We start from the raw sequence: 26,228 nt of genomic DNA on the forward strand, positions 1-26,228 counted from the left end.
CCTTTAGTTACAGGTGGTCAGCACCATTACTCTGCCGTATCCGGCAGGAGGGGATACCCAAGTGTCTGTTACGTCTTTGATGCGCAGATGAACGCGCCAATTGTCTCCTTCATCCGTTGCCCATGACTGGACAGCTACGAAGGCCTGCGACTCTGCACCCTCGGCAAAGACTGCCGGAGCTACGAAAATCTGTGGAACTGATGTCACGCCCGGAGGACAGGTCGGTTTGGGGATAAGCTCACCGTCTGTGGCGTAAGTCGCATCTTTGAAAAGCTGGGAATTGCCGGTGTCGGCGAGGATTTGCGGTTCACCTTCACGGCAGATGTAAAGGCCGACTGCGGGATCAAAGAAGACACGGCCTTCCTTGTCCGGATCTCCGCAAAAGCCGGTTGCATCGATGTCAGCGATGGTGTGCTCTTCGAATTGAATTTCCTTCACATTCTCAATGGCGTGGTCGGTCATATCCAGTTCCGTGGACATTTCATTTAGTTCCGGATGACCGGGAACTTCCACGCGGTAGAGAAAGTCTTGGCTGAGATCGCCTTCACGCAGGAAAGCGCGTCCGCCGATATGGCCGGGACTGGGAACCGGGATATTTGTCCCGGCAAGATTGATGGTCCAGCCGCCGTAAGAACCGCGCAGCTCGGTTGAACTTTGGCCGGGAAGATCGCCGGTGGGGATGTAGCCCCCGGCACCGCCGACCATGGCCGCTGCTGAAGGAGCAGAAGCAGAGCCGAATCGTTTGTCATTTGCGGCCGTGCGTCCGTCGTAAGTCAGGACGACGACTTGCAGGTCGTCCGCATTCGGTTCGAGCACATAGATTCCGTATCGTTGGCCCCAGCCGTTACGGTCTTGGAAGCCTGAAGGCAGGAAATTTCCGGAACGGAGCTGGGCCATGGTTACAGTGGTGGCAGATGAGCTGATCAAATCCGCATAATGCTCTTTGGCGTAATCGGAAGCCGCATCAAGCACTGTTGCGAGATGGCTGCTGACATTCTTTTCATTCACATACTGGAAGCCCCGGTCCATCATGTCCGCAAGCATGGGGGACATCAGGGCAAGGATGAGCAAAGCAGCGATCGCATCCACCATGCCCATTCCGGATTGCTTATTTTTAGGGTTAATCTTCATTTTTGCTCCTATGGGGTGATCACGCTGACGATGTTGCCGTTAGGTATGAAAGCGGGCAGAGCTATGCCGGTTCCATGGGTGTTAACCAGTGATCCATTGCGCTTGATTCCTACTGCATAGGAATTCATGAACAGCTTCATAATTTCCGCTGCTTCGCCTTCTTTGACTGGCCCCCAGACGTATAAATTCCCGCCGTCCGGTCGGTTGGTCCATGCACGCATGGATTTCCAACCGGACGGCAGGTCAAGGAGTGATATGGAAATGGGGATTCCTCCGGCAGCACTCGGATTGGCAAGGACGTATTCATTCACTGCGTTGCGGTAGACGCCGAAATTAACGGCTACTGCACGCGCTTGTGACTCATTTGAATGAGTTGGCAGAAGCGTTTCCGGCGTGACCATTGCCAGCACGCCAAGCAGGGTGAAGAGTGCTGCGAGGGTCTTCATATGGAACCAATCCCCATGAACTGAATTGTATTTTCCTGTTCACGCATTTCTTCCTGCAGGCCGGCCATTTCATTGTTTTTGATCTTGGCGCGCAGGCCTGCATATTTGTCAGTGAACGGGGCAAGCAGGAATTGGGGAACCTTGAGAACTTTCTTGCCGTCATCGTCCTGTTCAAGCTGCTGATGCACTACTGCAAGCAGTCCTTGGGCAAGGTTCTGGCTGGCGATTTCGCCGTCGATTTCACGGGCCATGGTCACTAGCCGATCAAGGGCGGTTACGAGATCGAAACCATGCATGGTTGCGATGACAATTTGTTTGTCTGAACCAAGGCAGACCCGTAGGGCTTCGCTTGCTGCATGCTTGCTGCGGATTTCGCCTATGTAGATGATGTTAGGTGAGGCGAAACGGTGCGACCGTTCAATGCCTTCAGCCAGATCTTCTTCGCGTTCGATCTCAGCCTGAAAGCAGAAACAGAACTCGCCGTGCTTGCCATCAAGGGGCATTTCAGCAGGGTTTTCAAAGCTGACTCCATGGCCGCCTAATGTTGCAAGGCGGGTTGCCACCAGAGAGGATGCGCTGAAGGTTTTGCCGGAGGCCTGCGCGCCGGTGAAAAGCACTAGGCCTTTGCTTTGTTCTTCAGCAAGAAGCCATTTTGCAATTGGTTCCGGCATGCCGATCTTGTTGAAGTTTTCAACCTGTTCCTGAATTCGGCGCAGGAAGAAAACCTTGCCACTTCCCCAGTCCACGCCTTCGTAAAGGGCGACCCGGTAGCCGATATCTTCATGAATGACCCGGAAAGTGTGTCTTTCACTCTCTTCATGGACTTTGAGGACTTTTTCATGAAGGAGTTTTATTTCCTTCTTGATCCCATCCTCGCAGGGAACAAGTTTCTGGCCGCAGGAATCGCAGCCTTTCATGAAAGCCTCCCCGCTTTCATGAAGAATTAAATCTGTGAATGATGCACTTTTGAGTTTCATTTAGAGCCTCTGTTAGTTGGAGGTGAAGACTATGGTGTTGCTGGAGTATTTGATTTCAGAAACAGAAACAGGAGTTCTTTTGCCTTGATCTACTTTTTGTCCATTCAAGGTAATACTTTCCCAAAATCCAGCCTGTAATATTAGAATGATGGAGCTACTATGAGGGTCTAAGTTCCTGTAGGTTATAGCGAAATCTTGACCATTGTTTTCTGAACAAATGGATAGGTTTGGATCGTACTGATAAGTGGGCAGTACAGATAATCTCTCTGTACTGATGTCCTCAAAGTTTGCTGAGTTATTCAGCCCATATTTTAAGGCTGAGATGCGCATTAAATTGACTCTTTGTGCGAGTTCATAGGCCATTGCCATCTTGTTTGATGCACCTTCTTTGGCCTTTAAATTGATCATCTTGGGAATTATGAATGTTATGTGCGTGATGCCGCTAATTGCGATTAAGCAAACCAGAATTATTTCAATCTGTTTTAGTAGGTCTATGTTCGTTAATTCCATGATGTACTCCGTGTATTTTTAGCTAGTTGGAAGTGAAGACTATGGTGTTGGCGTCGGCGAGTTGTTCGGAAATAGCGGCAACCATTCCACTGCCTTGTGTGATTTCAACCCCGTTAACGGTGATTGATTCCCAAGACTCAGCTTGAAATGTTGCCATCTTTACGCAGGCGTATTCCGGAACATTATTGTGGGTGATGGTGAAGGTGGTCGGGTCGGTTCCGGCGGCAACGGTAACGTCTCCGTTCCATACGTTGCGCACGGTACCACCGCTCTTGAGCATGCCATCAGGAACGACTTTGTTGGTTACAGCAATGGCTGTGGTCAGGCCTGTGAAGTCTGGTTCGCCTTTGTAGAGGTCTTTTACATCGAGGCGGAAAGTGGAAAGGTTCTGCTGGGCACTGGTTACCTTGTTACTTTCAATTGCTTTTTTGATCATGAAGGCGGAACCACCGAGGACGAGAGCTGCGAGGAGCAATGCTCCGACTGTTTCAAGTAAAGTCATGTTTTTCTCCTTAGTAGGCCATGGATTGGCCGAGCTGTTGCTGGATTGAGGAAATTGCCAGAATGATATTGGACACCACCGCAACAATGCTGATGATGCAGAAAACATTGATGAATTTGGCCTGTGCTTTGATCTTCTCGGTTCCTTCAGTCAGCATTTCCTCGGCGATGAGGTGAAGCTGGCTGTCGAAGTTGGGAAGCCATGAGTAGATGCGCAGGTCCTCGATGATTTCTGTGGTGGGGAACTGGTAACCGGAATCGTCCAGTGCCTGCCCAAGTCCCTTACCTAGATTGAGCTGGGCCTTTACGGACTGGAGTCGTTCTTTGAGCCATGGGCTTGTTCCCGGAGTGGACAGCATTTCATTGATAGCCTGTGAAAGCTGGATTCCCGATTTCATCAAAGTTGAAAGGGTGAAGAGCCAGAGGCTGCCGATGATCAGCCGATAGAAGGACCATGGCGGAAGTGAGTCGAAACGCACGCGGATTTTACCGGTCCATATTTTGATGGTCGCCAGCGAGAGCAGGAAAGCCACTATGATTCCAACAAGGGCGACTGTTCCCGCAGTTGAATCAATAAAGTTAGATATCCGGTAGAGTGCTTTTGCCCCGGTTGCCCAGTGTTCCGGATTAGAAAGCTGGGCGAATTGGGGCATGGCGTATCTGGAGAGTACCAGCAGCAGGGATATCAGTGCGCAGATCAGTAAAATTGGATAGGCCAGAGCCTTGCGCATGGAGCTGATGATCTTCATGCGGGCCTGAATTAAGCGCACGGCAAGATCAATGGCCTCATAGAGCTTTCCGGAGTTGACGCCGCTGTTGATAAGCATGACTTCCTCGGCGGGAATGAATCCGTGCATGGCTTCGTAAAGCTTGCTTCCGGATTCAAGACGGGCTGAGACTTCAGTCAGAACATGGGCCAGAGGGCTGCGCTGTTTGGCGTACCTTTCTTGCAGCTCGGAAACACTGTCTACCGCGCTAACCCCGTGACGGGTCAGGGCTGCCAGCTTTCTGTAAAAGCGGATGCGCACCGACTCGCCGAAGAAGAGCTTGGCAAGGATGGGATTTAGATCAGGCCGTTGCATTGGGCTTCTCCACTTTTTTTGATCCGGCCAGCTCGTCTAAGTCCGAAGCCGAGAGGTTGAAGTCGTCAAAAGCCTTGGCGTAGTTCAGCGGAACTCCAAGACGAAGTTCTGTGAGGTGAGGATCAATTATTCCTTGCTCGATGAGATCAATGGCGTGGCTGACAAAGGTCTGTCCGTTCTGTTCATGCCGCCAATGCTTGTAAGCGGCTTCCATGTTTCCGGCGCGGATGTTGCGCAGGATCACATGGTCAGTGGTGACGATTTCAGAGGCTACGGTCTGGCCGATAATGCCCATGCCGGAACACTCTTCACATCCTTCACCGCGGATATGGACGTTCTTGTCACCCATTTTATCCACCGCGCGCATTAAGCGATTCAGCACCGGCTGAGGAAGGTTCTTGCGGCGCAGCTCGTTGTCCTGATCCAGCTTTGTGATTTCCAAAATCGGTTGCTTGCATTTCGGGCAGAGCACCGGAACAAGCCGCTGGTGGTGCAAGCCGGAAAGAACCGTGTGGTCGCAAAGATATTCAAGCGGGTCGGGGTAATGAGCCGCACGCAGCAGGGAAACCATTCGTTGAATGATTCCGAAGGCTGAGTTTGCATGGACGGTTGTCCATACCCCGTGTCCGGTCTGAGCCGCATCAAGGGCGGCGGAAGCTGCTTCCGGATAACGGATTTCACCGATCATGATTACATCGGGGTCAGAGCGCATAGCACCGGCAATGGCGTTACGGTAGGCCGCGCCTCGGTTCTCGTCTTGGTCATTGGTGCTGACGCGAACTTGCTTGACCCGTTCCAGCGGGTATTCCGGCGGATCTTCAATGGCGAGAAAGTTTTTCTCTGGATGATCCTCGGCCATGCTTTCCATGATGTGTTTCAGGGCCGTTGATTTACCGTGGCCGGTCGGGCCGGAAAGCAGGCTCAATCCTGAACGTTGAGTCAGGAACTGGAAGCGGCGGATGTGACGATCCGAATAGCCGAGAGTAGCAAGCCTTTGTTCAAGGCTGCCTGTTGCAGTAGTGCGGTCGTAGAGCAGGCGCAGGGCCATGAATGTCCCGATACCGTTTTCAGCCATGGAGCATTCAAGCGGCTCGGTATGCAGGCGGATGGAATGAACTTCAGCCGGAAGATAGTCGCTGCTGACTATCCTGCCGTCCTGCCTTTCCTTGGCAATGAAGGTTGTATCCGCGCTGTTGGACATTGTCTGATACATGGCCGTGATGACCTTGCGGCCGGTTTCGCCCATGAGTTCCCGGTGGTTTTGCAGCATACCCAGCTTGCGGAGTTGGATGGATGCAAAAGGACCGTAATCACCGATGTGAATGTCAGACGCGCCTTCATTGAAGGCATCCGCAATTATCTCGATGGCGAGATCCTGAATATCGCTTTTGGTTTCAGCGCGGACAAAATGCTTCTTGCGCAGCTTCTGGAATTCTTCAGGCTTGAGCCTTTCAGTTTCCCTGAAACCTTTGCGTGCGGCGTAGCTCAGGAAAGACATCAGGGTTGCATCATCTTCCACTTCTGATGAGATGATAATTTTGCCGTCCAGAAACAGAACCCGTTCCTGAAGGCTTGCGGGGATTTCAGTTTCAGTCATCATTTACTCCTTGAATTTCAAGGCAATGTTCTTGCCGCCAGAGCGGACCAGAACTTTGTTGGGTGTTATGGATACGACCTTGCCGGGACCGGCGTTGTTGCCGACCCGCACAGTCTCGATACCTGCGGAACTTGAAAGGGTAGCGGAAAGCCTGCCGTCCACGCCTTGAATGGAAACGACCTTGGGCCATGTGGGGCGGCGTTTCTTCTTGGCTGTGGACTTTGAATTTGAAGGCTCGGTTGGAGTGGGAACCGGAACGGTCAGCTCAAGCAGTTTCTTGTTTTCTTTGGCGAGAGCCACCTGAAGCTTTTTGTAAGCAATCAGACTACGCAGGTAGTTCGCATCGCCAAGGCTCACCGCAGGTCTTGCAAAGGCGGGAGTGGGCTGCGCAAACTGTTCTGTTGCTTCCGGTTCAGTTGTCTGCTCCTGTTTAGCGGTCGCGTTTTCAGCAGGCACAACTTCTTGTTTTTGAGCTTCTTTCGTGCTGTTTGAGTCGGTCATGAACGCAGTTATGGCCGTGGCATTAGCTACGTTGGGATTAGTCGCGTTTGTGGCGTTGCCCTGTGTCATGGCTTCTGTCGCATTGGCTGAGCTGGTACCATTTCCTGTAACCACGTCGATCAGGAGTTCTCCCTCCGGATTCAGGTCGGCCAAGTCTTCAGCAAATACCGGAACGGCAAGAAGTAAGAGCAGAAAAAGCAGGCTAGTAACTCGCATAAATCTGGCCCTCCAAGGTGCATTGGTTGTTGGTGAAGTCGATCTTTGAAAGGACCAGACAAGGGATGGAATCCATTGCAGTGAAGAGCGCGTCCTCAATCGTTACCCCGACTGGGAGAGCGGAAAGTTTCCACTCTCCCTTGACCCATGGAGCTGTGACGGCAACGGCTTTTTTGAGGATCTTGTTATCCAGCTTCTTAGTTTCCGGAGCCTGCCAAGTGAGGTTCAGTTTGGCTCCGAGATTGCGGGTCAATTCGTAGAGTCGGGCAGTGGCTACGCCCTTTTGGATAAGGTGTTGCTCTGGGCGTTTCTCTGTTTCGGGGTAATTGATGGTCAGGTCCGCCAGCTCAGGCTTTGCGCTGAGGGTGGAGTTAATTTCATTAACTGTCGGGCGGTTGGTGAAATCCGCTCCTTCCTGATGCAGCCAAGCCATGTAGATTCCATCCGCATCACGCACGATGGAACTCAGTTCCCATCCAAGGGTGTACGGCTCTGTGTTACGCACGGCGCGCAGGAATTCATGAGCAAATGCTGACGGCAGGGGCGTTTCTTTCCAAGCCATAGCAAAGAGCTGTTCCGGATCTTTTTGGACTGTTTCCTGTTTCTGGAGTTCTTTCTGGCGTGCTTCACGGGCAATCCTGCGTTGCTCCGCTTCACGCAGATCCTGCTGATACCCATCCCACATGTACCAGCCTGCGCAGGCTGTAAGAATGACGGCCACTCCAATGATGAGCTTCAGGTTGGAGTGCTCAGGATTTAAAGCCTGAACCCGTTCAGACGGTTTGAGCAGCCCGTCAAAATGAGACAGGGATTCATCCATTGTTTCACAGATGTATTCATTGTCCTTGTTCCAGCTGGACATGGATTTCAGACTGGCGAGGTGAGCTTGTGCTTCCGCGCGGGAGCTGAAGAATTGATCTCCTTCAGCAACAATTGTTTTTTTGCTGACCGCGCAGATCCACCAGAGATCGTCCGCAAGGCAGAACATGCCGATCCAAGTGTCAGTGGATCTTTCCACCAGAGCGCAGGCCAGAGAGGGTAACCGTTTAATCTTGTCTCCTTCGCAGGAACCAAGGCCATACTGCTGTTTGCGGGGAACAAGGCAATTGTATTTGCGGTCCTTGAAATCCTCGGCAACTGAGCGGGCTTTTTCAAAAAGCTGCTTCCTTCCCTTGCCTTCAAGGATCTGCCACCAGAATCCAATGGCGTATTCTTTCTTTTTAATCTTGATACTACGCATGGCTAAACTCCGGCACTTTCCATCTCAATGGTGATGATGATCAGGGATTTGCCGTACTTTTGGCTGTGTCCGCCTGCGCTGATACCGATCCCTTTGGATTGCTGGTCGGTTTCCTGCTCGAATCCGGCAAGGACCAGAGTCTGGCCGCATTTCATTTTGACCCGCTGGCTGAAGCTGCGGGTGGAAACCTGCGGGAGCTGGATGGTCAGATCACCGGAAGTAAACTCATCCATGGAATCAAGGGAAGAAAGGGTGATGTTATATTGCAGGATAGCCTTACGGTTGTTCATGATGTGCGGGATCACAGTCATGGAGAAGCCAGTGGAAACTTCACCCGGTGTCAGCTCGGAAGTCTGCATGGAATTTTCTGTGGTGGTGGAGCTGATCCCGGCAAGGTAGGTGTCGCGTTTGACCACCTGAACGGGCAGGGCCTGATTGTTCATGACAATACCGGACCCGGAAGTAAGCAGGGTGGTGCGGCCGCGTTGCTTCAGTGCACGGAGCATGAGCTTGGTGTCCTTCCAGTTACCGTCCAGAATGGCAGCGGTCAGAGTCCCGGCTCCGGAAAGGGTGGTGTAGGGCTGGCCGCCGAGCATGCTGAAGCTTGATTGTCCGGCCTTAAGCATGGATTCAATGTCAAAACCAACATCAGCATTACGGTTCATTTCCAAGGCCCAGACCTTGACGGCCAAGGCAACCTGTCTGCCCATCTTGGTATTCAGGGATTTGATGTACTTGCCGACACGAAGCAGAACAGTGGCGGTATCGGTAACGGTGACCATTCCGGCAGCTTCGTTGACTACAACCCGGCCATCCTTGGAAAGCATTGCTTCAATAGATTTTTCGGTATCCTTCCAGACGTTACCTTCAAAGCTGGCTTTGTTGGTCTGCGAAGTCTGGCTGACGCTGTCCGAGGTCTTGGTGGTCTGACTTACTCCTTCCATGTTGCTGGAATCGGAGGAACTGCCCGAAGTCTGGGATTTGTTGGTTATGGTCGATTCGTATTTGATATTACCCGGAGCAACTGCAAGGTTAAATGACTTGGTTTGCAAACGGGCAATTTCAACCTTTCCGCTTAGCTCATCATATTCCCAGCCCATGCCGAAGTATTCGCACATGGTGTTCAGCAGATTGGAGAGCTTGCCATCGTAGTTGATACGCATGCGCTTCTGTTTTTCTTTTCCGGTGGTTTCTGCGGCTTCTACTTCAATGTGCAATGGTACAAGCTCGTTGATCCATTTGGCGATCTGGGAAGCTGTTCCGATCCGGTTAGTCAGGGTTACGCGCCGATTGAAAACGGAAGGAAGTCTGTTGTCTTCTAGCTCCACCGGAATGGCTCCGAGGTATGGAGCATGTACAATAGAAACAGTCTTCTTGCTGCTGGCCGCTCTCATGGAAGCCGCACGGCTTTTCACCGAGCGTTCCTGCTGTGAGGGCTGGAGCGGTGCGCAACTGCATATGGCAGTAATTAAAAAGAGTATGAGTATGCGTTTCATGCTTAATCCTCGCTGACAACAATGTGTTTGTTCTTTTGGTAGAGAGTCACGCGCAGGGAATTTCCGTTGGCGTGCATCCTTGAAAAGAGGCGTTTAACCGCCCGTGGAAACGTATCTCTGAAAGTAGCGTGGGACTGCATTTCAAAGTCATGATTGGCCTTCCAGACCAGTGTGTATTCGGCGCGACCAGCCCAGCGTTTGAGTTGGTCACGAAGACCACCGGGAACGATGGACCAATCTTCATTGAGGGGTGATTCAACCTGCTCGGCATCACCTCCCACGAACTCAAAGAATGCCGGGGTTTGAGTGAGCAGGCCGGATTTTTCAAATCCTTCAAAGGTCAGGTTGTAGACCTGACCGAAGGACCAGCCGTCCGAGGAACCGAGATAGAGATAGTAGAGCGTGCTGTTGGTGATGGAATCGAAGACCATGTTCATATCCAGCACATTGGGATCAGTGGTTTTAGGACTGAATTGGAACCCCTGTTCGCGCAGATTGGCTTCGAATTTCCAGCCGCAGGGATTGTCCGAAACAGTCAGGTGCAGCACGGTGCGGCCCGGAGGATAATGAGCAGCAACCTTGAGCGCGGCTTCTTCAACTATGGAGTCAACTTCGTGCTCCTCGTACATGGGCGTAGTTTGTTCAACTACTTCGATCTGTTTGGTTGCCGCACGCCATGCATTGCAGCCGGTGGGGAAGAGCAGCAGGATGATCAGAATCAGGATTCTCATTTGGTCACCTCAATTCGTGTAATTTCCACTTTGGCCTGATCCATTCCGGTTCCGGCCACGAGGATTGCTTTTTCAAAGATTTCATCAACGACAAAGGCATTGCCTTTGACACGATAGTTAACGATAGCTTCCTGTCCGGCCTTTTCCACCAGCAGCACCGGGATCTCGGTTTGGGTGGAAGTCCTTGGAAGCTGGATAAATGTTCTGATTCCATCATTATAGACGCGCATGGGCTTCCAACTCGCATCATCACCGCTGATGGTGTAGCTGAAGTCCAAGGTGGAAAGATCTACGGTCTTGCCTTCAATCTGGGTGGTGTCCCAGATGTCTTTTTTCTTTTTGCGCTTCAGGCTGGCTTTAAGTACTTTCTGCTGATCTTCCGGATAGATGAAAGAAACGTATGGATTGTAGTCCTTGCGGCGTGAGACAAGCTTCAGATGGTAAACTCTGCGGTCAGTTGGAATGACGGCAGTAGTCACAAGCCCAGCGTCAAGGGGCTTGATGAGAATATGCGTGGCTTCCCTGCCCGGAGTTCCGGATTTGCTAAGCGCAATCATCCAGCGTGCGGTATCACCGACAATCACATCGTTAACGTTTTCACCGGGCTGAAGCTCTAGATCGGAGGTCATAAACGGTGAGCAGATGATGCTCGGCATGGTGGCCCCAAAGATGTGAACCACTTTGCCGTTCTCCAGCAGGATCGGGTTAATCTTGCGGTTGATCCATTCCTTGGAAAGCTTCAGAGCTTCCCATTCTTTGCTATTAAGACGAACGTTTGTTTTAGAGATGTAATCCGGCTGCGCCATCACAGCAGTCGAATAAGACGGATTTTTATCCGTTTTGGCTGCATTATTTCCGGTTTCCGGCGGTAAATGTTGTGCAAATACCTTGTTCATCAATCCCTGATTAGGATCTTGCTGTCCGGCTTGCTGCGAATTAGGTGCAGCCCAGCCGGAACAGGCGATGAGAACAAGGGATAACGTTAAAATGAGGTGCTTCATTTTGGCTCCTATTGTTCAAGAAGTTTTGCCCAGGATAACTCCGTGACATAAATGCCAAGCGGATTCCTAAGGATCTGGCTTTCAGTTTCTGGGGGAGAGATGCGGACTTTTACAGTCGCTTCGTAATGGGTGCTGGATTGGGCAACACCTGAGTGATTGCGCACGGTTTCCAGCCATTCGATACGCCAGCTTTCAGAGCTGACCGGAAGGGGAATCCCTTTAACATCAACCTCAACGAGAACCTTCTGGCCGCGCTGATATGGGTTGTTTGCTTCGTACCAACTTTTAGTTGCACCGCGGGCTGCGCCGGTAACGAATGAAGACATGCGCTTAACCATTTTCTTCTGAAGCCCGATGTCTGCTGTTACAGTTCTCCAGTTGACGATGAGGTTGGCCACTTCAGCTTGAATAATACGTTTGGGAACCGGGCCGATTTCATCCGCGCGGGTTACGGAAAGAACCTGGCCATGTTTGTCGACTTCAACGGTGTACGGAACAACCTTGCTTTGTGTTGCCTGCACAAAATTCATGGTCATGGATATGGCGGTAATTAGAAGGCAGCCAAAAGCGAAGAGTCTCCAATTTTCGGCGCGTTTGATGTATGAACCATATCGCTCAAGCCACTCTTCTTTGGCTGTGAGATATGGGTTTTCTGTAGATTTAGACATAGGTCATTACTCCAATTAGTTAGGGAAGCTGGAAGTTGGTAGACGGTCCAGCTGGTTGTTGCATTTTGAAGGCTTCATGATGGGAAGTAATGGTGCTGCGCAGGTTGCCCATATTGGTCGCGCCGATGTTCTCCCGAGCCGCACCGCCAAGGTTTTTAAATGCTTGCCAACCCTTGCCTAGCCCGGTTGCCCCTTGCGAACCGGCCATGTTGAATGCTTCTTTGAGCGTGTCCATTCCGCGCTTTGCTTCGACCGCACCGCCAAGGGCCTGCGCTGGCATTTGCATTGCCGTCATGGTTGTGATCCCGATCGCAGACATTGCAGAAGTAAGCGCGCCTCCTCCGGAGACTTGGGAGACGTTGACCATTTCAGCTACTTTTGCAGGAAGGTATTTAATGAGAACCAGAATGATGATTGATGAGCAGACGACGACGAAAATATCAGCAAAACACTTGGTGTTAAGTGTTGTGAATTTGGCAATAAAATTTAAACTCAAGCTCATCAGGAGCTGTAAGGTGAATAATTTTGCCGCTATAGCCAAAGAGTACTTGAGATAATTTATGGTGAAATCTTTAGTAAATTTTGAACCGCCAAAACCTAGCAGAATAGCTCCTGCATTCAGGACAATAAATGACTCACATTTCACCAATATTAGCTGGGCGGTCATTAAGGAAAAAGTGATTGCTAAGATTACACAGCATATTAAAATACCGATACTTACGTGTATTTTAACTGTCAGGTTATTTAACAAGTCACCAATGATCTTTAGTCCATAAAAAAAGATTATTTCTGGGTCTGGCTCTTGTGCGCCTGCTGTTATTGCAACACTGCTGAAGGATTTGATTAGTGATGTAGTCCATTCCGCACTATAAAAAATAACAGAGGCCATGAAGCTGCCGTAGATAATGAGCAACACGAACTCAGCCAATTTTTGTTTGAGGTCATATTGCTTAAGTGTTGCTTGAATCCCTAACCACGCCAGTTCAATACTTATCAGTAATTTGAAGAGTGTCAGGGAGTATCCTTGTATGGCTGGCCCCCATGTCTTAGCTGCTGCCTCAAATTCAGTTAAAAGCCTGGACGATAGTCCTAAATCTTGAGTTATGTCTTCTGTCGCGTAAGCAAGACCGCTCATTGTAAGAACCAAAGTTATGGCTATCAGTATCGTTGTTATTGGATTGACTTTGATTACGGCACTAATTATGAAATTATTAATATTTGTAAGGAGTTCGTATGCGATATTTATTGATAGTTTTTTTCTTATGTTCTCTCGTTGCATGTAATGAAACAAAGGTTGAGAAAACTGAACAAGATAAGACAATTTCCTCTGTAGATAACAAGGATGAAATTGATGTCCAAGATATTCAGCAATCAGGAAAAGAGCTTTCTGATAAAGTTCAGCAGCTGATTGATAAAAAATACAAGAAAGCAGAGGAATAGTAGTTGAGTCCATTCTAATTTCCTTTTTTATCGATTAGAGCTTGAATCCTTTTGGACAGTTCGTTTTCGAAGTAGCCTCTACTGTTCAGCTCCTGAATCTGATCAATCTTCTCTTTCTTTTGCTGGATCTGCGCTTGATTCTGGATATGCATCGCCATGAGGGCACGCAGTTTTCGCATCTCTGAAATTTGGATAGAAGAGAGTTGGTTTGCAGCTTCTAAGGCCTGCATGCGTCCTTCCGGAGTGCTCAAAAGATCATCAATGTATGAATCGAATTCTTCTGATTCACTGATCTCTTTGAGTTGCTGACCGGAAAGTTTAAAGGTGGCCTCGGTCGCTTCATCTACTCGACCAGACCACTTGCTGTAGTATTCGTAATACTGGGGATTCACTTCACTGGCCGGAAGACCAACGAGTTCTTTAGCTGAGTTGAAATTTGGATAAGCGGCATGATAAACTCCACCCAGCACATCAATATCTGCAACTGTTTCACGTAATCCCATGGTAAGAGACGCCAGTTGTTTAAAGTCTCTGATCACACTGTTTTTAATGGCAAAGGGCAGGCGGATGGTGTTCTTGACCATGTTGACGTACTGATCAATATTCTGCTTCACCATCATGATTTGCTGCTGGGTCTGCATCATTTCTTCAGCATAAGTCCGGTACATGGATTCAAGCTGTTCAATATTGGTCACGCGCTCCAGCATTTGCAGGATTTTGTCGCTACAATTGGTGCAGGTGACGGTCATTGCGCTAGCCGGAGCTGAGTTCATGAGCATAACAACTATGAGAATGAAGGTAACTGCTGATCTCATTTTGTGTTTTCCTTGCTTCTGGGTGCCCATTTGAAATCTCCCTGCCTTTCTTCAAGCCATTGTTCCGGCCAGCTTGGGCCATGTTCTTTTTCAAGTTCCTTGATACGGGCGATGTGTCCTTTGCCGGATGAACCGACAAAAGAGAGCGCGACAGGACCGAGAGCTAAGTTTATGAGCCTGCGTCCTTCAGGAGTAACAACGTAGTAATCGCGCTTTGGAGCTGCGGAGGTGATGATCTGGATCTGGGTGGAGTTGAGGCCAAGACCTTCATAGTGCGGTCGCTGGTCTTTGTCGGACGCGCTGGGGTTTGCTAGGTAAATTTTGGTCGGGCAGGATTCAGACAAAACGCCCATGAGCCCCGATTTAGCCGCATCTTCTAAAGACTGCGTAGCCAGAACAACTGCGCAGTTTGCTTTACGCAGAACCTTCAGCCATTCATAAATCTTATCCCGGAAAACTTTATGACCAAGCATGATCCATGCTTCATCCAGAATGAGCAGAGAGGGCTGTCCTTTAAAGGATTTTTCTATGCAGTGGAAAAGATAAAGAAGGACAGGAATGAGGTTCTTGTCTCCTAGGTTCATCAAGTTTTCAATCTCGAAGACCATTAGATTTTCAATGCCAAATCCATCCGTTTTTGCATCGAGCAGATGTCCCATAGCCCCGGCATTGGTGTAATGTTTTATGGCTTCCCTGAGTTCTTCATCCTGCACAAAGTGGTAAAAATCAGTAAGAGAGCGCATGTCTTTCGGGTTGTTCCGGATTGAATTCATTGCCAGATGAATTGCATTGCGGTGCGCAGGTAGGACAACGAATCCTTGCAGAGTCACAAGAGTCTCAATCCATTCTTCTGCCCAGGCTTGCTCGGCATCAGAATCAACGTTCGAAAGAGGGGCAAAGGCTAGCTCTGAATCATCACCGGCTATTTCGTAATGAGTTCCCCCGGCAGCTTTGCAGAGCGGAAACATGGACATGCCTTTGTCGAAGGCAAAAATGGATGCATTCTTATATCTTCTGAACTGGGCGTTAATAATGCCGAGCAGTGTAGATTTACCGGCCCCGGTAGGGCCGAAAATCAAGGTGTGTCCGATATCGCCTGTGTGCAGGTTCAGCCTGAACGGTGTTGAACCATCAGTTGCGCAATACATAAGAGCCGGTGAATTGGCTGGAAATTCCGGTGAAGGGTTAAATTCATTACCGGGCCAGATTGTCGCCAATGGAAGCATGTCCGAAAGGTTCATTGAATTAACGATCGGCCTACGGACGTTTGCGTATGCGTTACCGGGATGAGTTCCCAGCCATGCCTCAAGAGCATTGATTGTTTCAATGCGGCATCCGAATCCTTGACCTTGAATTAGCCGGCTGATGAGCCTGGTATTATCTTCCAGCTTTTCGGGATCTGTTCCATGCAACACAATGCATGCTGTATAGAAGCCGGCAGAAACTAGGCCGGACTGAACTTCAGCAAGAGCTGTTTCCGCATCTCCTGCCATGTTGAGAGCATCCTGATTCGGTCTTGGATTGGCCTTGTTGAACATCAGGTCGAAAAATTTAAATACCTGCTGTTGCCATGTCTTACGATACAAGGTGAGTTCTTTTTCGGCTTCAAACTGATCCATACAGATGAAGCGGCTTGAAAATCTGTATTCTAAAGGGGTTCCTTCAAGGCAGGATAAGATTGAGGGCCAGCTTTCGGCTGGAAATCCATCTATGGCGATGATCTGGATCTGGTTCTTTCCGATGAAAAGTGAATCGCCGGCAATCAAATCTTTGCAGCCGATAATTGCATCCAGATACATGGGGGTAGAGGGCAGAATTACCGGGTGATTTTCTCCGGTGGTACATATCTGCAAGAATGTTAGCAGCGGTGAGACTGTCTTGCTGTTTCCGAACTCATCTTCATATGTATAGTCGGCCAGTCGCTCAAGCTGAAGGCAGAGAGAAAGAGAGTCTTCAAGCTGAAATAGTGTTTTTTTGAATTCGTTGATCTGTTTGTCGAGCTGGTTGTTCCTACCTGTCTGCCCAGTTGCATATCTTTTGATTTTTTCTTGTCCTAACTGTGGTGTACAAGTCACAGCCAGAAAAGTGCTGGTTGTATAGAATTCCCCTGATTCAAAAATGTTCCTGCGCTCCTCATCAATCATCGCCGTGATTCTATCCGGAAAGAAACTTGTCGCCGGAGCAGGGTAGCCGGTCGCAGGAGTTCGGATGGCCTCGACATGACACATCCAGCCAGATCCAAGAGGCGCAAGAGCTTGGTTGACTCGTGCGCTTATTGTCGCCAGTTCTTGAGGTGTGCTTGATGCTGTGTCTTGGGATCTGAATATCCAGCCGGCTAGAAGCGCGCCGTTTTTACAAAGGACAATTCCATTATCCACCATGGCGGCATATGAAAGCAGGTCCGGCAGGCTTTTCTGTTTATGGCGGTAGTCTTTGAGCTTGAGCATAATTGTTCCCTACCTGCGCCAAGGTGTTGATTTAGCGGGATATATGGTCTGGTATGCGTTTCTTCTGAGCCATACCTGTGACATTTGAGGATCTTCTTTCGCCATCATCCGGAGCAGAATTACGCTGGTGATCCAAAAGAAGAGAGCTGCGCCGGCAGAGACGAGATCTTTGCCTACCACTACAAGAATGAAGCTGATCAGAGCTGAAGACATTACCAGTTCTCGTTCCGCTCCTAAGACTAGTGTATGTCTGTGTAATGAACGGTGAATGACAACCGTCCTTACAAGTAATTCTTGGCTCAAACTCACAGGATTGCTCCTGTGAAGGTAAAAACGGCATTCACTATGGCAGAGGCAAAAGCGACAAAGCAGATACCAATGATTATGCTCAGGAATAATTTGAACCCTTCGCCCAGTTCTGCCTTTTTAAGGATGAAGGTGAGACCCGAAATGGCAAGTGCGATAGCAGAGATTATTCCACCAACCGGACCAGCCACAGTTCCTAATACTTTTTCAACAGGTCCTTTGAACTCAGCAATTCCACTGGCTGAAGCTATTTCCGGGAACAGTAAAATTGCCGATAAAAGAAGTAAGGTAATTTTAGTATTGCTTTTCATTAAGAATGTACTCCAACATGTATTTTTGATTTACCGGGTCGTAGCCGGAAACCGTTGCCACTTCGGTGACCGCACGGCCTGTCCGTGTGCGGCAAATGAAAATTATAAAATCCACGGCAGAGCCGATCAGATGAGACATGGGAGATTTTGAAGCCTCGGAAATAAGTTGCTCAATACGATAGAGCCCTTCTGCCGCAGAGTTGGCGTGAATCGTTGCGATCCCGCCGGGGTGGCCTGTGTTCCATGCCTTGAGTAGATCCAGAGCTTCCCCACCGCGAACCTCGCCCACAAGTATCCGGTCCGGGCGAAGTCTCATTGTCGCCCGGACCAATGTCTGGATGGAGGTGTGTTTGTTTGCCCGTAGGAAAAGTGTGTTCTGGGATTGGCTTTGCAGCTCCGCAGTATCTTCAATGATGATTAGGCGTGCGTCCGGCTCAATTTCAGAAATAGAATTGATGACTCCATTAACCAGAGTAGTTTTTCCGGAACTGGTGCCGCCTACCACCACAATGTTCTGTCTCGCTGTTACGGCACGCTTTATTGAGTCCATGACTTCCATGGTCATGATTCCATTTTCCACATAATCTTCCAGCGGGAAGACCTTGCTGGCTTTTTTGCGGATAGTGAAAGAAGCCGCCTTGACGATGGGAGGAAACAATCCTTCAAACCGACTGCCATCTATAGGTAGTTCTCCCTCGACTATTGGAGATTCTTTCGTAACTGTGGTTTCCAGAGAGCTTGCGACAAGCGAGATTATCATTGTTGTCTGGTTGGGTTGAATTGTTCCAACCTCTTTCATTTCTTCGCCAAATCTTTCAATCCAAAGTTTACCATCGGGGTTAACCATGATCTCTACAACCTCCGGATCTTCAAGAGCTGCCATTATGATGGCTCCCATGTTGTGACGAAGGTTTTCAATAAGACGGTCGTCTTGTTCGTGTGCAGGGCCATTCATTATGAACCCCACACAATGACTGAAAGCGAAACAGCAATAGACAGACAGAACATGACCCCGGCAAAGATAGCTAATCCCCTCACTGATCCAAGGAAGTTGTTCATCTGGCCCTGATGTTCATTGATTACACTCAGGCAGTTTTCGATGTTCGCTTTGACAGCTTTGCTAAGTAGGCTGTTTGTGGATTTGCGCACTTCCAGAGCAAAGGAAGCAACATGTTCTTCCATGTCCTTTGAAAGTTGCTGCTTATGGTTTTGCAGCAGTCTTTCATACTCATCCAGAGCGGCGCGATTTATAGTCACGGCAACGAGGATAGGATCATCCTCATCGAGCAGTAGATTGTGCTCTTTTGCAATGAGATCGCGCACACTCTGAATGGTGAGGGGGGCGTTGTCAGGAGTCTGGTCAGACATTGTAGTCCCTTACATTCCGCAGTTCACAAGTTCTGTTCTCATTTCATTCCAGAACATTTTGAGACGCTGCCTGGTCATGATTGGCAGAGTGCTTTCCTGTGCTTCCTGAAAGGAAATTTTTGCTGTCAGCAAGTTTTCAATGTCTCGGCCAAAGGTTTCCTTTTTCTTCACAGGAATGCGGACTAATGCGGCAAGGCGATGTGAGTTGTCTTTGTAGACTTTGAATTCTTCGAAGCTTTTTCCTTTCATGGCGATCTGACCGAAAAAGCCATTGAGCCAGATGTAGATGGGAACCTGGAATGTCTTAATTAGGGAGCTGAGTCCGCTGAGTGTGTCAGGGAGTGCCTGTCCCCCGGTAATTACTGTGTGCAGGTTGATGTTGTGGCCGGCTTCAGCAAGCATCGGGAAGACTTGGTTGTCAGCAAGATAGCTGGCAAGAGGGACAAAAGTAGCGGCTCCGTTATCAATAACCATTTCTGCATCATCGGGCAGGGCCATCATCAATTCGACGAGAGTATCGAATCGTCTGGGATCGATGTCGTCGCCGTCCATGATATCAAGAGAGGTTACTCCAAACTTATGGTATCCTGAGAATGTTGCGTTTACCGGGTCGGTATCCACGCAGGAGACTTCTTTGCCTGACTCCAGAAGATGTTGGGTAAGAAAGCTGGCGACAAGGCTTTTGCCCACTCCGCCTTTACCTTGAAAAATTGCATTAATAGTAGCCATAGTTTCACTCCTTGTATTTATTTACCGATGAGCTCATCGAGCTTTTCGTCGGTAACGTTCTTTTCGTGGATAAATGCTAAATCGTTTTCAGGATGCCCTGCATGAGGACCGCCTCCATTCAGGGGTACAAGGGGAGCGGAGACGGTCCTTACAGCAGGAGTGCCTGTTATGGCCGGGGCTTGGGTGTTTGTCATAGATGCAGGCGAACAATGCGGGCTGTAGAGAGCTACGTAATGGCAGAAACGCTGGTAGCTTATGGTCATCCTGCCATCACTGGTGAGGTGGTCATGAACAGCTTTGCGGGTATGTCCTGCAAGGAGGTTCTGTTCGATTTCCTTAACAAGGCCGAGATACTCAACTCGTCCTTTGCCTCGCTGGGAAGGTTTGATCTTAGAGGTCATGCAGCCGCTCTTTGTTATATTGATGGAAAGTGGGTAGACTGTGTCCTGAATGTGTCTCAGGGCACGGGAAAAGAGTGCGGTGATAGGCATCATCGCATTTATTGGAAAGATTGCTTTATTAGAGAAAGGTGGGACAGGAGTGGGACAACCCCAGTGATTTGCATAAAAAGAGGACTCACCAACTGTTGTGATGTAGTTTGTAAGTCCTTGATTTTGAATCTTTATTTGCTTGTCGGTGACACAAAGTAGAAGGGCACAAAAAAGGGACCGCGAGGTCCCTTTTAAAGCCATAGTAAGTTGTATCTTACAAATATCTAGATAGCTGCAATGCACTTGATTTCCACAAGTCCGCCTTTGGGGAGGCCGCTTACTTCGATGGCCGCTCGTGCAGGTTTGTGGCTGGCGAAGTATTCGGAATAGACTTCGTTCACTTTTGCAAAGTCGTTCATATCGGTCAGGAAAACATCCACGCTGATGACCTTGGTCAGGGAGCTTCTGCAGGCTTCGAGGATGAATTTGAGATTTTCAAGTGCCTGCCTTGTCTGCTCCTGTACGTCATCAGAGATAAATTCTCCGGTTTCCGGTACAAGACCAAGCTGACCGCTTACAAAAGCCTGTGAGTTATAGATTGTGGCCTGCGAGTACGGGCCGATTGCTGCGGGAGCATTTTCGGTATTTACAGTAGTAACGATCATAGCCATTCCTTTAGTTTTTAAGATTGTTTGGGGAGTCCCCATAAATATTTATCGGCAAAACCTGCCGGAATAAATTTTGTTATCTGGACCAATGCGGCGACTATCATGCAGGACATGATCAGTCGTCCCCAGAACAGGCCGGATACGTGTCCACCTATCATCATGAGCAGCAGGGTATCTTCAATCAGGCTGTGGCAGATACTCATCAGGGTCAGCGAATAAAAAACGTCTTTTTTATCAATGCGTCCTGATTTTGTTTCATGGATAATCATGCCTCCGCCGTATGAAAGCCCCATTGTCAGGCCTACCACGGTAAGGGCTGATGCTTTGGTACCGATTCCCATCATGGTCAGGAAAGGGCGTAACAGAAAATCCATTGCTGCAATGACCCGTAATTTGGTCAAGATACGCATGATTGCCAGCAGGCATAAAATGATACCGAAGATGGAAATCAGATTGCGCAGTTCACCAAAGGCCCATTCTAAAATGGTTTTCTCGACTGCGGAATTGTCCGGAGTCAGCAGGATGTTTGCCGGTCCCTGCAGGAAATCGAAATTTTGGTAAATCAAGTGCAGCACCAAGCCCATCAGGAAGGCTGCACCCATTCTGATAAGTAACTGAAATCCCAGCTTGGGGCCGGAGCTTTGTACTACACGCAGTTCCACAGGCATTGAGTGGGCGACAAGAATCATCGTCCCGAGCACGGTAGCTTGAGCGGCAGTAAGAGGCTGGTCCTGAGCCAGACTCAAGAATACGATCAATCCGCTGTAAATGTTGTTAATTAATGCTGTAGCCCAGACAAGACCCATTTCGCCGGGTAGCCCTACCATCTTCATTATCGGTGCCAGCGGGGCTGCTAGATATCCGACTAGATTGAATTCCTGAAGAATTTTGACGGCAATGACAACCGGGATCATGATTTTGAACAGATCGAGACTGATGCGGGCAGCATCTTTGACGGTAGCAATAGCAGGTTGAATTAAATTATCATTGAGAGACATATTGGCGGTGGCTGTAGGTGGGAAAAAAATAAACCGGGCAGACTTTTCAGCCTGCCCGGTTTTTATATCAATTTCAATTAGGCCAGCATTTTGTCTTTCAGGCCGTTAACAGCATCTTCTTCTGTTTCAAAAAGATCAAAAACTTTGTGCAGGGCTGCAATGTCGATAATTTTTTTAACCCTGTCGCTGATGTTGAACATGGCAATATTGCCTTTTTCTTTCATCAGTTTATTCCGCAGTGTGATCAGGGTTCCGATGCCCATGCTGTCCATGAAATCAACACTGTCCATATCGAGTGCTACATTAAACTGTTTCTCTTCGAAAATGGGTTGAATCTGACGCTGAAAATCATGGCTTACTACGTGGTTCAGTTCAGGAGATTCAATTCTTACAACGGTGATTTCATCTATTTGTTTAAAACTAAGTTCCATTCTTTATTCCTTCTTCAGTGGTTCTATTGCAAGGATCACGGCTAGCAAGCTACACCGCCTTTTGATTTCAATCAAGTCTGAGTTTATCCCGGAAAACTGATTTGAAAGGTTGCTCCATTATCATTGAAAAAATGAACTTCTCCATTTAATTGTTGCGCAAGCGTTTCCACAAGGGTCATACCCAATGTTCTTGAACCGCTGATGGAGAAATTTTCAGGTAATCCGACTCCATTGTCTGAGACTTCCAATTTGATTTGTTCGTTATCTCTATGCATGGAGACTTTCAGTTCACCTCCTGAGTTCATTTCATAGGCATGTGTTAAGGCATTTGAAACCAGTTCATTGATGATCAGACCGCACGGGATAGCTGAGTCAATACCCATATGGATGTCATTAATATTATAGGTAGGGTTCACTTTCCCATCAACAGAATAAGAACGAAGTAAAAAGTTGATCAGGGTCAGGGCGTATTCGTTCATATCAATGCGGGAAAGGTCTTCTGAACGGTACAGCTTTTCGTGCAGCATGGACATGGATCTGACTCGATGCTGGCATTCTCGCAGCAAGTTGCTTGCTTCCTTGTCATCAGTATAGCCGCTTTGCAGGCTTAACAGACTTGAGATTACTTGAAGGTTATTCTTTACCCGATGATGGATTTCTTTAAGCATGACCTCTTTTTCCGCCAAAGATGCCCGGACTAGCCCTTCAGATTTTTTACGTGCGGTAATTTCTTCTGAAAGAACTTTGTTCATTAATTGCAGTTCTTCGGTCCTTTCGCGGATTTTGCATTCGAGCTCTTCCTTGTAGCGCTCGTTCTCAACGAGAAGTCTTGCTCTTTCGCGGGTTCGCAGAATTGCATTTTCAAGATCAGTAAGATCTGTGATCGGTTTTGGAATATAGTCCCATGAACCAAGTCTCACCGTAGCAATGACATCCTCAAATGATCCTGTTCCGGATACGACTATTACCGGAGTTTGAGGTGCTTCCTGACCAAGCTGCTTGAGAACTGAAAGACCGTCCATTTCCGGCATTCTCAAGTCAAGCAGCACTACATCAGGCTTCTGTTCATGAAATATTTTCAATCCTTCATGGCCGTTGCTGGCCTGGAGAACTTCATATCCGCTATCTTCAAGATAGTGTGCAATGGAAAGGCGGACGCTCTCATCGTCATCAATTGTCAGAATTTTAGGCATGTCATTCATAGACAGTATCCGATTTATTGTTAGATAGGATTTTGAATTGGAATCTGATGCGCATTAATTTGAGATGTTGGTTGTTTGAAGCAGAGGCTTAAGTTATATTAATGCTTGAAAACCTTTATAACTGTGTAATTTTTGATTTTGTGAGTATATATTGTTAATGGCTGTTAGCCAAGCGGATTTTATTTTATGGAGGGTGATTAAGGGTGGATAGAATGAGAATCTTGCTCGTTGCAGCTCCCGGAGATAATCGGGGGGTATATATTCAGGCTTTAAAGAGCTTTGATCTGGATTGCGACGTTGCCGAGTCCCTTAACGAGATTACTCTTAAGCATAATAAGGTTAAGTACAACGGCTTTTTGATTGATATTCCTACCTTGCTCCGCTCCAGTGCTGCGGACAAGGCGGACGCGAACCTTTTGAGTGATAATTTTCCGGTCATGAGACTGAGCTATAAAGCGGCTGACGGTATACGGTGTATTCCTACAGGTAAGTTTTCCGGGCATGGCACTTCCTTAGATGAGTTTTTTCAGGAAAGCTGCAGGAACTTTACAGCGCGGTCTTTACGTGGCACCAAAAGGGCTAACAAGGTTTTGAATGCTTTGTTGAACAGGGACATTAATTCTTCTAAAAGCCAGATGGAAAAAAGCGTAGCCTTGAATTTTTCAGCAGAAGGTTGTTTTTTATTTTCTGTTACAAGGTGGAGGAAGGGCGATACTCTCTGGGTGGCATTTATGGAGTTGGATGACAAAACTCCAATTAAGTCGGAAGTCTTGTGGTCTGTGCCTTGGGGAGTGAAATCGCAGATGCCCGGTATTGGACTGAGATTTTTGTCTCTTTCTGAGGAACAGGCGGACCAACTTGACGAATTAATACAGGCTAAGAAGGTGTGACGTGAGTGAATTAAAGGAAGATAAGAATTTTGAGAGACTGCTGGAATGCATGGCTCGAGGGATTCTTGTGGGTGGATCAGTAGGAGCCATTGCGGGATGGTTTTTCATGGATCTTCAGCGTGCATTGTTGCTGGGAATGCTGGTTGGGTGCGTTGCAGGATTAACCATGAAGAATGTCCGCGATAAGCGTGACAAAAAAGAATAAACTTTTACATATTTCCAATAAAAAAGGCCGCTTCCATAAGGGAACGGCCTTTTTTTATTCTTTTTTCATATAGATCTACAGGATTTGACTGAGGAAAGCCTTGGTCCTGTCGGATTCGGGATTAGTGAAGAAGTGTTCAGGACTGCCTTTTTCAATGAGCATCCCCTGATCCATGAAGACGACTTCGTCAGCAACTTCGCGGGCAAAACCCATTTCGTGGGTAACCACGACCATGGTCATACCTTCCTTCGCAACGGTCTTCATTACATCCAGAACTTCACCTACCATTTCCGGGTCAAGAGCTGAGGTCGGTTCATCAAAGAGCAGAACCTTAGGCTCCATAGCCAGTGAACGGGCGATGGCAACGCGTTGCTGCTGTCCGCCGGAAAGCTGGGTGGGGTATACCCCGGCCTTATCATGGATTCCTACTTTCTTGAGCAGTTCCATAGCCACTTCGCCGGCTTCCTTTTTTGTCCTTTTGCGGACTACAGTCTGGGCGATGGTCAGGTTTTCCAACACGGTCTTGTGCGGGAAAAGGTTGAAGGACTGGAAGACCATCCCCACTTCTTCGCGGATTTTGTTAATATTTGTCTTGGGAGAGAGAATATCAATTCCGTCAATGAAGATGTGACCGGAATCAGCGTATTCAAGTCTGTTCAGGCAACGTAGGAAGGTGGATTTACCGGAGCCGGAAGGGCCGATAACAACTACGACCTGTCCTTTGTCCACAGTATGTGAAACATTGGAAAGGGCCTGCACTTCATGGGGAACATAGAAAGTTTTGTATATATTTTTAACTTCAATCATTATCTCTGCACCATTTTCTTCTCAAGGTATTGTACAAACATGGAGAAAGCAAAAGTAAGTACGAGGTAGAGCAGCGCACAAAGGAACCACAGCTCAAACGGCTGCAGGCTTGTGGAAACCGCTTCCCTTGTTCCCTTGGTAAGTTCTCTGATTGCGATAACTCCAAGCAGCGAGGAGTCTTTGATCATACTGATGAATTGTCCTGCCAGCGGGGGGAGGATTCTCCTGAAAGCTTGAGGCAGGATAATATGTTTCATGGCATAGTATTTTGACATACCCAGTGAACGGGCTGCTTCCATCTGTCCACGGTGAACGGACTGAATACCTGCACGAACAATCTCAGCAACATAAGCACCAGCGAAAATAGCCAGTGATGCGATACCGAACCAGAGCGGTGGGATCTGAGAGATATCGTATTTCGCAAGCATGTTGTTGACGAGAGTTCCCAGTACGAAATACCAGATGAACATCTGTACCAGCAGGGGGGTACCGCGGATAAGTTCAATGTACGTAATTGCGGAAAGCTTCAACGCTGGGTTCTGGGAAATACGGGCCAATCCTGTGAAAAGGCCGAGTATAATCGCGAAGACAATGGCTATGGCACTGACCTTGAGGGTGACAAATAAACCGTCAAGGATGACACCGGGTTTCCATTCTTTCAGGACTCCGATAGTGTCTCCGACAAAAACAGTATCGTCTTCGTAAACACGTATTCCGGAAGCTGGTATTTCATACTGTTCGGATTCGTGGTTTTCCCCGGTTACAGTAACGATGGCGTTATTACCCTGTTCTTTAATAGAGGTAATGCTGCCTTCGATATCTGAATTGATATTGATTTCATCCTGATAATAGAAGTAGTTCGGAATACGCTCCCAACGCCAGACATAATCTACCTGCTGTGTTGCCCAGTAAAGGCCGAACATGGTGGTAAACAGGCCGATGAAAAATACAGTCTTCCAGAAAAGTTCGTAGTTCCGGCCTTTGCCGGGAGCTCTCAATGATGTTCCACTCATAATATAAGCCGATTTTTAAAATTTAAGTTCTTACTACAAAAAGCAAAAATTCAGATTGTCGGGAAAGGGT

General features: G+C 48.3%; 31 protein-coding genes. 3 read left to right on the forward strand and 28 right to left on the reverse strand.

The annotated features are described in order from the left end of the window. Nucleotides 1-3: 3 nt before the first annotated feature. The 14 genes from pilV to trbL are packed head-to-tail and all read right to left on the reverse strand — an operon-like array spanning nucleotide 4 to nucleotide 13,232. Nucleotides 4-1,131 (reverse strand): shufflon system plasmid conjugative transfer pilus tip adhesin PilV, encoded by a 1,128-nt coding sequence (gene pilV / locus DESAL_RS08460; protein ID WP_015851569.1) that lies wholly within the window; start codon nucleotides 1,129-1,131, stop codon nucleotides 4-6. An 8-nt stretch (nucleotides 1,132-1,139) separates the two neighbouring features. Continuing rightward, nucleotides 1,140-1,577 (reverse strand): type IV pilus biogenesis protein PilM, encoded by a 438-nt coding sequence (pilM, locus tag DESAL_RS08465; RefSeq protein ID WP_015851570.1) that lies wholly within the window; start codon nucleotides 1,575-1,577, stop codon nucleotides 1,140-1,142. Continuing rightward, entirely contained in the window at nucleotides 1,574-2,554 is a 981-nt protein-coding gene (locus DESAL_RS08470; RefSeq protein ID WP_015851571.1) for an ATPase, T2SS/T4P/T4SS family, read from the reverse strand. The genes pilM and DESAL_RS08470 overlap by 4 nt, the downstream gene beginning before the upstream one ends. A 12-nt stretch (nucleotides 2,555-2,566) precedes the next feature. Continuing rightward, complete coding sequence (locus tag DESAL_RS08475) at nucleotides 2,567-3,064, reverse strand: hypothetical protein (protein WP_015851572.1); 498 nt, start codon at nucleotides 3,062-3,064, stop codon at nucleotides 2,567-2,569. A 22-nt stretch (nucleotides 3,065-3,086) separates the two neighbouring features. After that, complete coding sequence (locus tag DESAL_RS08480) at nucleotides 3,087-3,566, reverse strand: type 4 pilus major pilin (protein WP_015851573.1); 480 nt, start codon at nucleotides 3,564-3,566, stop codon at nucleotides 3,087-3,089. A 10-nt stretch (nucleotides 3,567-3,576) separates the two neighbouring features. After that, on the reverse strand, nucleotides 3,577-4,647 hold the full coding sequence (locus DESAL_RS08485) for a type II secretion system F family protein (protein ID WP_015851574.1): 1,071 nt from the start codon (nucleotides 4,645-4,647) through the stop codon (nucleotides 3,577-3,579). Next, complete coding sequence (locus tag DESAL_RS08490; protein ID WP_015851575.1) at nucleotides 4,634-6,244, reverse strand: GspE/PulE family protein; 1,611 nt, start codon at nucleotides 6,242-6,244, stop codon at nucleotides 4,634-4,636. Before DESAL_RS08490 ends, DESAL_RS08485 begins: the two co-directional genes overlap by 14 nt. Before the next feature lie 3 nt (nucleotides 6,245-6,247). Beyond that, nucleotides 6,248-6,961, reverse strand: a complete 714-nt coding sequence (gene pilP, locus DESAL_RS08495) for a type IV pilus biogenesis protein PilP (protein ID WP_015851576.1) — start codon at nucleotides 6,959-6,961, stop codon at nucleotides 6,248-6,250. Then, nucleotides 6,948-8,201 carry a type 4b pilus protein PilO2 gene (pilO2, locus tag DESAL_RS08500; protein WP_015851577.1) on the reverse strand — a complete coding sequence of 418 codons (1,254 nt, stop codon included), beginning with the start codon at nucleotides 8,199-8,201 and terminating at the stop codon, nucleotides 6,948-6,950. Before pilO2 ends, pilP begins: the two co-directional genes overlap by 14 nt. Before the next feature lie 2 nt (nucleotides 8,202-8,203). Next, nucleotides 8,204-9,697 (reverse strand): secretin N-terminal domain-containing protein, encoded by a 1,494-nt coding sequence (locus DESAL_RS08505; RefSeq protein WP_015851578.1) that lies wholly within the window; start codon nucleotides 9,695-9,697, stop codon nucleotides 8,204-8,206. Between the two features lie 2 nt (nucleotides 9,698-9,699). Continuing rightward, on the reverse strand, nucleotides 9,700-10,428 hold the full coding sequence (locus tag DESAL_RS08510) for a TcpQ domain-containing protein (RefSeq protein ID WP_015851579.1): 729 nt from the start codon (nucleotides 10,426-10,428) through the stop codon (nucleotides 9,700-9,702). After that, nucleotides 10,425-11,429 carry a P-type conjugative transfer protein TrbG gene (gene trbG / locus DESAL_RS08515; protein WP_015851580.1) on the reverse strand — a complete coding sequence of 335 codons (1,005 nt, stop codon included), beginning with the start codon at nucleotides 11,427-11,429 and terminating at the stop codon, nucleotides 10,425-10,427. The genes DESAL_RS08510 and trbG overlap by 4 nt, the downstream gene beginning before the upstream one ends. An 8-nt stretch (nucleotides 11,430-11,437) precedes the next feature. Further along, nucleotides 11,438-12,097 (reverse strand): VirB8/TrbF family protein, encoded by a 660-nt coding sequence (locus DESAL_RS08520; RefSeq protein ID WP_015851581.1) that lies wholly within the window; start codon nucleotides 12,095-12,097, stop codon nucleotides 11,438-11,440. Nucleotides 12,098-12,116: 19 nt separating this feature from the next. Next, nucleotides 12,117-13,232: a P-type conjugative transfer protein TrbL gene (gene trbL / locus DESAL_RS08525; protein WP_041721769.1), complete on the reverse strand. Its 1,116-nt coding sequence runs from the start codon at nucleotides 13,230-13,232 to the stop codon at nucleotides 12,117-12,119. 98 nt (nucleotides 13,233-13,330) lie between these two features. Between trbL and DESAL_RS20335 the strand changes: the two genes are divergently transcribed. Beyond that, a complete protein-coding gene (locus tag DESAL_RS20335; protein WP_041721771.1) occupies nucleotides 13,331-13,537 on the forward strand; it encodes a hypothetical protein in 207 nt (68 codons plus the stop codon). Nucleotides 13,538-13,551: 14 nt separating this feature from the next. Here DESAL_RS20335 and trbJ read toward each other — a convergent pair whose 3' ends face one another. The 12 genes from trbJ to DESAL_RS08590 form a co-directional block, all read right to left on the reverse strand. Then, nucleotides 13,552-14,352 carry a P-type conjugative transfer protein TrbJ gene (gene trbJ, locus DESAL_RS19725; RefSeq protein WP_081434623.1) on the reverse strand — a complete coding sequence of 267 codons (801 nt, stop codon included), beginning with the start codon at nucleotides 14,350-14,352 and terminating at the stop codon, nucleotides 13,552-13,554. Next, complete coding sequence (locus tag DESAL_RS08540; protein ID WP_015851584.1) at nucleotides 14,349-16,799, reverse strand: VirB4 family type IV secretion/conjugal transfer ATPase; 2,451 nt, start codon at nucleotides 16,797-16,799, stop codon at nucleotides 14,349-14,351. Before DESAL_RS08540 ends, trbJ begins: the two co-directional genes overlap by 4 nt. Nucleotides 16,800-16,808: 9 nt before the next feature. After that, the gene (gene trbD, locus DESAL_RS08545; protein ID WP_015851585.1) at nucleotides 16,809-17,108 is read right to left on the reverse strand and encodes a conjugal transfer protein TrbD; all 300 of its coding nucleotides are present in this window, start codon (nucleotides 17,106-17,108) and stop codon (nucleotides 16,809-16,811) included. Further along, a complete protein-coding gene (locus tag DESAL_RS08550) occupies nucleotides 17,105-17,416 on the reverse strand; it encodes a TrbC/VirB2 family protein (RefSeq protein ID WP_015851586.1) in 312 nt (103 codons plus the stop codon). Before DESAL_RS08550 ends, trbD begins: the two co-directional genes overlap by 4 nt. Next, the gene (trbB, locus tag DESAL_RS08555; RefSeq protein WP_015851587.1) at nucleotides 17,400-18,371 is read right to left on the reverse strand and encodes a P-type conjugative transfer ATPase TrbB; all 972 of its coding nucleotides are present in this window, start codon (nucleotides 18,369-18,371) and stop codon (nucleotides 17,400-17,402) included. Before trbB ends, DESAL_RS08550 begins: the two co-directional genes overlap by 17 nt. After that, nucleotides 18,371-18,784 carry a hypothetical protein gene (locus DESAL_RS08560; RefSeq protein WP_015851588.1) on the reverse strand — a complete coding sequence of 138 codons (414 nt, stop codon included), beginning with the start codon at nucleotides 18,782-18,784 and terminating at the stop codon, nucleotides 18,371-18,373. The genes trbB and DESAL_RS08560 overlap by 1 nt, the downstream gene beginning before the upstream one ends. A 9-nt stretch (nucleotides 18,785-18,793) precedes the next feature. Further along, complete coding sequence (locus DESAL_RS08565) at nucleotides 18,794-19,513, reverse strand: P-loop NTPase (protein ID WP_015851589.1); 720 nt, start codon at nucleotides 19,511-19,513, stop codon at nucleotides 18,794-18,796. A 17-nt stretch (nucleotides 19,514-19,530) separates the two neighbouring features. Further along, a complete protein-coding gene (locus tag DESAL_RS08570) occupies nucleotides 19,531-20,205 on the reverse strand; it encodes a TraK family protein (protein ID WP_342626821.1) in 675 nt (224 codons plus the stop codon). 23 nt (nucleotides 20,206-20,228) lie between these two features. Next, nucleotides 20,229-20,609 carry a RidA family protein gene (locus tag DESAL_RS08575; RefSeq protein WP_015851591.1) on the reverse strand — a complete coding sequence of 127 codons (381 nt, stop codon included), beginning with the start codon at nucleotides 20,607-20,609 and terminating at the stop codon, nucleotides 20,229-20,231. Nucleotides 20,610-20,626: 17 nt separating this feature from the next. Next, on the reverse strand, nucleotides 20,627-21,610 hold the full coding sequence (locus DESAL_RS08580; protein ID WP_015851592.1) for a hypothetical protein: 984 nt from the start codon (nucleotides 21,608-21,610) through the stop codon (nucleotides 20,627-20,629). 77 nt (nucleotides 21,611-21,687) lie between these two features. Next, nucleotides 21,688-22,041: an STAS domain-containing protein gene (locus tag DESAL_RS08585; protein ID WP_015851593.1), complete on the reverse strand. Its 354-nt coding sequence runs from the start codon at nucleotides 22,039-22,041 to the stop codon at nucleotides 21,688-21,690. Nucleotides 22,042-22,124: 83 nt separating this feature from the next. Then, nucleotides 22,125-23,243, reverse strand: coding sequence for a histidine kinase dimerization/phosphoacceptor domain -containing protein (locus tag DESAL_RS08590; RefSeq protein ID WP_015851594.1), 1,119 nt, complete (start codon nucleotides 23,241-23,243; stop codon nucleotides 22,125-22,127). Between the two features lie 212 nt (nucleotides 23,244-23,455). On the opposite strand from DESAL_RS08590, the gene DESAL_RS08595 reads away from it, so the two are divergent. Beyond that, nucleotides 23,456-24,133 carry a PilZ domain-containing protein gene (locus DESAL_RS08595; RefSeq protein WP_245543801.1) on the forward strand — a complete coding sequence of 226 codons (678 nt, stop codon included), beginning with the start codon at nucleotides 23,456-23,458 and terminating at the stop codon, nucleotides 24,131-24,133. Between the two features lies 1 nt (nucleotide 24,134). After that, nucleotides 24,135-24,338: a hypothetical protein gene (locus DESAL_RS08600; protein ID WP_015851596.1), complete on the forward strand. Its 204-nt coding sequence runs from the start codon at nucleotides 24,135-24,137 to the stop codon at nucleotides 24,336-24,338. A 75-nt stretch (nucleotides 24,339-24,413) separates the two neighbouring features. On the opposite strand, the gene DESAL_RS08605 is transcribed toward DESAL_RS08600, so the two are convergent. Both DESAL_RS08605 and DESAL_RS08610 read right to left on the reverse strand, forming a co-directional pair. Then, on the reverse strand, nucleotides 24,414-25,145 hold the full coding sequence (locus DESAL_RS08605; protein ID WP_015851597.1) for an amino acid ABC transporter ATP-binding protein: 732 nt from the start codon (nucleotides 25,143-25,145) through the stop codon (nucleotides 24,414-24,416). Next, nucleotides 25,145-26,158 carry an amino acid ABC transporter permease gene (locus DESAL_RS08610; RefSeq protein WP_015851598.1) on the reverse strand — a complete coding sequence of 338 codons (1,014 nt, stop codon included), beginning with the start codon at nucleotides 26,156-26,158 and terminating at the stop codon, nucleotides 25,145-25,147. The genes DESAL_RS08605 and DESAL_RS08610 overlap by 1 nt, the downstream gene beginning before the upstream one ends. Nucleotides 26,159-26,228: the final 70 nt, after the last annotated feature.

This window comes from Maridesulfovibrio salexigens DSM 2638 (genome assembly GCF_000023445.1).
Taxonomy (GTDB): Bacteria; Desulfobacterota; Desulfovibrionia; order Desulfovibrionales; family Desulfovibrionaceae; genus Maridesulfovibrio; species Maridesulfovibrio salexigens.